This window comes from Bradyrhizobium sp. (assembly GCF_019242285.1).
Classification (GTDB): Bacteria; Pseudomonadota; Alphaproteobacteria; order Rhizobiales; family Xanthobacteraceae; genus Bradyrhizobium.
Genome location: NZ_JAFAVV010000977.1, coordinates 1 through 4,950 on the forward strand (window position 1 = coordinate 1; position 4,950 = coordinate 4,950).

Genomic DNA, 4,950 nt, shown 5'->3' on the forward strand with positions numbered 1-4,950 from the left:
TTCTTTTTGGCGCCATCCCTGCCGGATGCAGGCTGCGCTGATCTGGTTCGCCCGCGGCCATGTCGAGTACAAGTCCCCGAATAACGCCAAGGTGCTCGACGCGCCCGGGCGCACGGTCTCGTGCAACGCATGTCGTCATTCCCGGCGGGCGGTTGCTCAGGGCGGCCCGACCGGACAGACTGAGGAAAGCCGGGACGGGTGTCTTGCGAGGTGGAGTACCGCATGTTGACGATTACCGCGATCATTCGAGCGAAGAAGGGCCAGGAGGCCGCGCTGCGCCAGGCGCTGCTCGACGTGGCCGAGAATGTCCGCGACAACGAGCCGACGACGATCGGCTTCTTCATCTCGCAGGACGTGCTGAATCCGGGCGTGTTCACCACCTATGAGCGGTTCGTCGACCGGGCGGCGATGGATCGTCACAACAATTCGGATGCAGTCGCGCGCTTTTTCGCGATCGCAAAGCCGCTGCTCGACGGCGAGGTGACGCTGGTGACATCGACCGAGATTTCGATGAAACCGGGCACCTAGCGCGGCGCGGAAGCTCGCCAAAGCGAAGGGATCATGCCGATGCAGAAGCTGACGTTCACGGCGGTCTCGCGCAACTATTTCAACATGCCGATCTGGATCGCGAAGCACCGCGGCCTGCTCGCCGACGAAGGCCTCGACGTCGCGATCGAGCTCTATGAAGGCGTCGACGAGGTGACGAACCGCCTGCGCGACGGCCGCGCCCAGATCGGCTACGGGATCACCGAGCACGTGATCCTGGACAGCGAGCGCGGCGGCTTCCTGGAGATCGTTGGCGGCAATGTCAACCGCCTGCCGTTCTCGCTGATCGCCGGAAAGAACGTCCGGACGTTCGAGGACCTGCGCGGCAGGACGGTCGGCGTTTCCTCGATCGAGGCCGGCAGCTCGTCGCTGGTGATGAAGCTGCTCGCCGCGCGCGGGCTGGAATATCCGCGCGATTACCGGATGCGCGCGGTTGGCCCGATCCTGGCGCGGTGGGAGATGCTGCAGTCCGGCGAGATCGACGCCGGCCTGCAGGGCGCACCGCTGAACTACATCGCGGTCGACCTGGGCTATCCGAGCCTGTGCGAGCCGCGCGACGAGGTGCCTTACTTCCAGTTCACGTCGCTGAACGTCGACGGCCGCTGGGCCCGGGCGAATGAAGACGTCATGCAGCGGTTCATGCGCGCGTTCGTGCGCGCGCATCGCTGGTTGTTCGACAACCGCGCCGGCGTCACGCCGATCGCCATGGCGGAGACCGGGATCAGCGAAGACTACGCATTGCGCGCCTGGGACGAATACACCAGGGACGAGATATTTCCGCCTGACGGGGACGCGAATGACGATGCCGTGCAGGCGCTGATCGAGATCAGCTCGCTGATCCGCGCGGTGCCCAACCGCGTCAAGTCGACGGCTTCGGCCTACATTAACCGCTCCTATCTGCATCAGGCGCAACGCAAGCTGGCCGGGAAGGCTTGACGATCGTGGCGATGGCGGAAATCGACTATGGCAGCCGGCTTCGCGCCGGCATGCTGATCCCTTCCGGCAACTCGGTGGCCGAGCCCGAGATCCGCGCCATGCTGCCGCGCGACGTGTCGATGCTGGTGACGCGGCTTGCGCTGAAGGGCAGCTCCAGGCCCGAACTGATGCAGATGCTGGAGCAGCTCGAGATCGCCTCGCGGCTGCTTGCGGATGCCGAGGTCGACGTCATCGTGTTTCACTGCACGGCGGTGTCGACGTTCGCGCCGGAGCTTGCCGGTGATATCTGCCGGCGCATCCGGTCTGCATCGGGCATTGCCTGCTTCACCACCGCCGACGCGATCCTGGCGGGACTGGCGCACCTGAAGGCCAAACGCGTGTCGCTGTTGACGCCCTACATCGACGACGTTCACGCCCGCGAGATCGGTTTCCTCGAAGCCAACGGCTTTCAGGTCGAGAGGAGCGCCAATCTCGGGATTGACACGAATGCCGAGATGGCACGGCTGACGCCGGCGGCGATCCTGGCCTGGGCAAGCGACCGGATCAGCTCGCGCGCGGACGCGTGCCTGGTCAGTTGCACCGCGATCAAATCCGCGCCTGTCATTGCGGAGCTCGAACGAGTGTCGGGCGTGCCGGTGCTGACCAGCAATCAAAGCATGGTGTGGCATCTGCTGCGATCGAACGGCGTTGGGGCCGGTGTCGAAGCCTATGGCCGTCTGTTGTCGAGTGATCGATAGGGTGGGCTAAGACGCGAAGCGTCGTGCCGACCATCGGCCCAACAGCATCGCTTCGAATGGTGGGCACGCTTCTGTCTTTGCGCGGCATGCTTTGTGCTCGCGGCCGCTTGGCCCACCCTACGGCTTCGGCGCAGAGTGATTGAGATGGACGGTTTCAAAGAGCCGGGAGGATACAGATCCGCATTCCCGCGGCGCTTGGGGCGTCCGGGTCTTGCGTCATCGGGACCCTCCGACAACAGAGGGCGCAGGGAATGCCGGGTGCTGGCCTCACCCATGGCCCGCCTGCAACAAGAAACGCAGGCGGCAGTTACCACAGGTTCAGCCGGGACATCCGGCATTCCCTGCGCGATGGTTTTAACGCTTATAGCGCGCTCTCCCTGGTGACCGGGCTTTCTTGCCACCATCGCTCGCGAGTTCATCACCTCGCGAGCTTGATCCCAGCGTCGGGGAATCAGGACCACACGCCTTCGCAGTCCGCGCCATGCTGCTCGTCTCGCAGCATCAGCACGTCCACCGCATCCCGCCTCCAACGTCCGTGACGATCGCGATACGCCCCCCTGGTGGAGACGGGATGCAGGGAAAATACACGAATTCCGAAAAAAAGAAAGAGGAAAATTCGGGCTGATGGACCCCGCGACCTGCATTCGCTTGAATGTGCTGGCAAAATTTCGGTTTCTGCGCATGCGGTCGCGTCACGCTTTCGATGGGTTGGGAGGCGCGACACGCGGTTCACTCGGACTGATTCGCCCGACGAGATTTGAGCAGGAGACATTTCGACGCCACATCGGGCGGCAATGGCTTATCGGCAAGATTCCCGCTATCTTGTCCGTCGTTTTGTCGTCTCCGCCCAATTCCTCCCTGCATTTCCAGAGGTCGTGCATGTCCGCTCGTCGACGGATCGATTCCCCTGGCCGCGTGTTTTGTGGCTTTTGCGCCGACCACCGGGGCCAAACCTCACCGGGCTACCCGTCGCACGATCGGATCACTCAGGTCCCCTTTGCGTAGGCCCGCCTTGGCGAAGCGTTCGCGCCTCGTCCGCGAGGAGGGCGACACGTCGTATCGAATGGACATGAGCTGCTCCCGATGATCGAAGCCGGAACAGAGCTGACCACGGGCCGGGGCCTCCCCCGCCTGTCCGAGCGAGCGGCGACGCTCGGCGTCACCCTGCTTTCCGTCTGTGCCGCGACGATCGTCGCGTCGTCGATCATGCGCTACATGTTCGTCACGACCATCGATCTGCGGGTGGACGAGGCCTATTACTGGACCTGGTCGAAGCAGAACGTGATCTCCTATCTCGATCATCCGCCGATGGTCGCCTGGCTGATCCGGCTGAGCACGTCGATTTTCGGGGACACGAATTTTGGCGTGCGATTTCCCGGTCTGTTGGCGATGTTGCTGATGCAATTGCTGCTGGGCGGCATCGCATGGCGGGTGACGCGCAACCTTCGCTGCGTGGCGGCCGCGGTGCTGATGACGGAGGCCACGCTCGCCTATGGGCTCGGGATGGCGAAGATCACCCCGGATGTCGGTCTCATACCCTGCGAGCTCGCGATGTGCTGGTCGCTGGTTCGACTGGCGCAATCGAACGATCATCGATGGTGGCTGGCCGCCGGATTTGCCGGAGGGCTCGCGCTGCTGGCGAAGTACACCGCCGTTCTGCTCGTTCCCGCCGTCACAGCCTTCGTGCTGATTCCCCCTTGGCGCAGAGAGCAGATCGCGAGCCGCCATTTCTGGCTCGGCCTGGGCATCGCCGTGCTGGTGTTCTCTCCCGTGCTGTACTGGAATGCGATGCACGACTGGGCCTCGTTCAGGTTTCAGCTCGACCGCCCGCCCCAGGTGAAGGACTGGTCGGCGCGATTCCTGCTCGATTTCGTCGGCCAGCAATTCGGCCTGATCGGCATCCTGTTGCTGCCGATCGTCCTGGTAGCCACCGCGATGGTCGCGGTACGCGGATATCGGGACCGGGAGCCGGTCTCGATCCTGCTCTCGACGGCGGTGCTGTTTCCGCTCGCCTTCTTCGTCCGGCACGGTCTCACGGCGCGCATCGGCGATAGCTGGCCGCTCTTCGTCTGGCCGATGGCGTTTGCCTGTACCGCGATCAACCTGAATGAGATGCGGAAGCTGTCGCAGCCGTCGCCACTGGCGCGGATCGCGCCTTCCTTGCTGGCCGTTGCGCTCGTGACCGGCGTCGCCTTCGTGACCGCCGTGCAGATCTACTACATCTGGGGAACGGCGAATGTCCTGAAGAAGAACGATCCAATCGGCAAGGAGGCCGGTTTTGCCGCCGTGGCCGCAGCCGCCGACGCGTCGCGGAACGCGGTCGGCGCCGGATGGTTCGCGACGACGGACTACCGGATCTATTCTCAATTGAGATGGCACTTGCGGCATGTCGGCGTGCCGGTCGTCCAGGTCAACGAGCGCCGTCGCTTCACCGGATTTGCCGAGCCTGCGCTCGAAGGTCCGGTCGGGCTCTACGTCGCGCCCAGGGATGATCCGGAGGCGGCGATTCTGTCGAAGACCAGTGCGAGGCTGCAACCCGCCGGCGAGATCGACCTGACCTGGCGTGGGGTCGTGTACGACACCTATGTCTTTCAGAAGCTGACGGACTGGAAGCCGGTGCTGTCGCCGTCCCCGAACGATCCGTTCGCGGCCGCCCATCCGCATTGAGGGCCGTGCAACCGCATTTGAGCACAGTGGTGGCTTTCACCTCTCCCTGAAAGGGGGAGGTCGA

4 protein-coding genes and 1 pseudogene are annotated in these 4,950 nt (G+C 64.0%); all 5 read left to right on the forward strand.

What is annotated here, in order from left to right; all coding sequences use genetic code 11:
- A pseudogene (locus tag JOY90_RS39855) lies at positions 1–100 on the forward strand (transcriptional regulator); the annotation flags it as partial.
- A 122-nt stretch (positions 101–222) separates the two neighbouring features.
- Complete coding sequence (locus JOY90_RS39860) at positions 223–528, forward strand: putative quinol monooxygenase (RefSeq protein WP_291696561.1); 306 nt, start codon at positions 223–225, stop codon at positions 526–528.
- 39 nt (positions 529–567) lie between these two features.
- Positions 568–1,482, forward strand: coding sequence for an ABC transporter substrate-binding protein (locus JOY90_RS39865; protein ID WP_291696562.1), 915 nt, complete (start codon positions 568–570; stop codon positions 1,480–1,482).
- Between the two features lie 11 nt (positions 1,483–1,493).
- Positions 1,494–2,219: an arylmalonate decarboxylase gene (locus tag JOY90_RS39870; RefSeq protein WP_291696563.1), complete on the forward strand. Its 726-nt coding sequence runs from the start codon at positions 1,494–1,496 to the stop codon at positions 2,217–2,219.
- Between the two features lie 1,083 nt (positions 2,220–3,302).
- Positions 3,303–4,886, forward strand: coding sequence for a glycosyltransferase family 39 protein (locus JOY90_RS39875; protein WP_291696564.1), 1,584 nt, complete (start codon positions 3,303–3,305; stop codon positions 4,884–4,886).
- Positions 4,887–4,950 lie beyond the last annotated feature (64 nt).

Bases quoted from the DNA above. Each gene is read 5' to 3' on its own strand.
- JOY90_RS39860 (WP_291696561.1), top strand. From the start codon at position 223: ATGTTGACGATTACCGCGATCATTCGAGCGAAGAAGGGCCAGGAGGCC.
- JOY90_RS39865 (WP_291696562.1), top strand. From the start codon at position 568: ATGCAGAAGCTGACGTTCACGGCGGTCTCGCGCAACTATTTCAACATG.
- JOY90_RS39870 (WP_291696563.1), top strand. From the start codon at position 1,494: ATGGCGGAAATCGACTATGGCAGCCGGCTTCGCGCCGGCATGCTGATC.
- JOY90_RS39875 (WP_291696564.1), top strand. From the start codon at position 3,303: ATGATCGAAGCCGGAACAGAGCTGACCACGGGCCGGGGCCTCCCCCGC.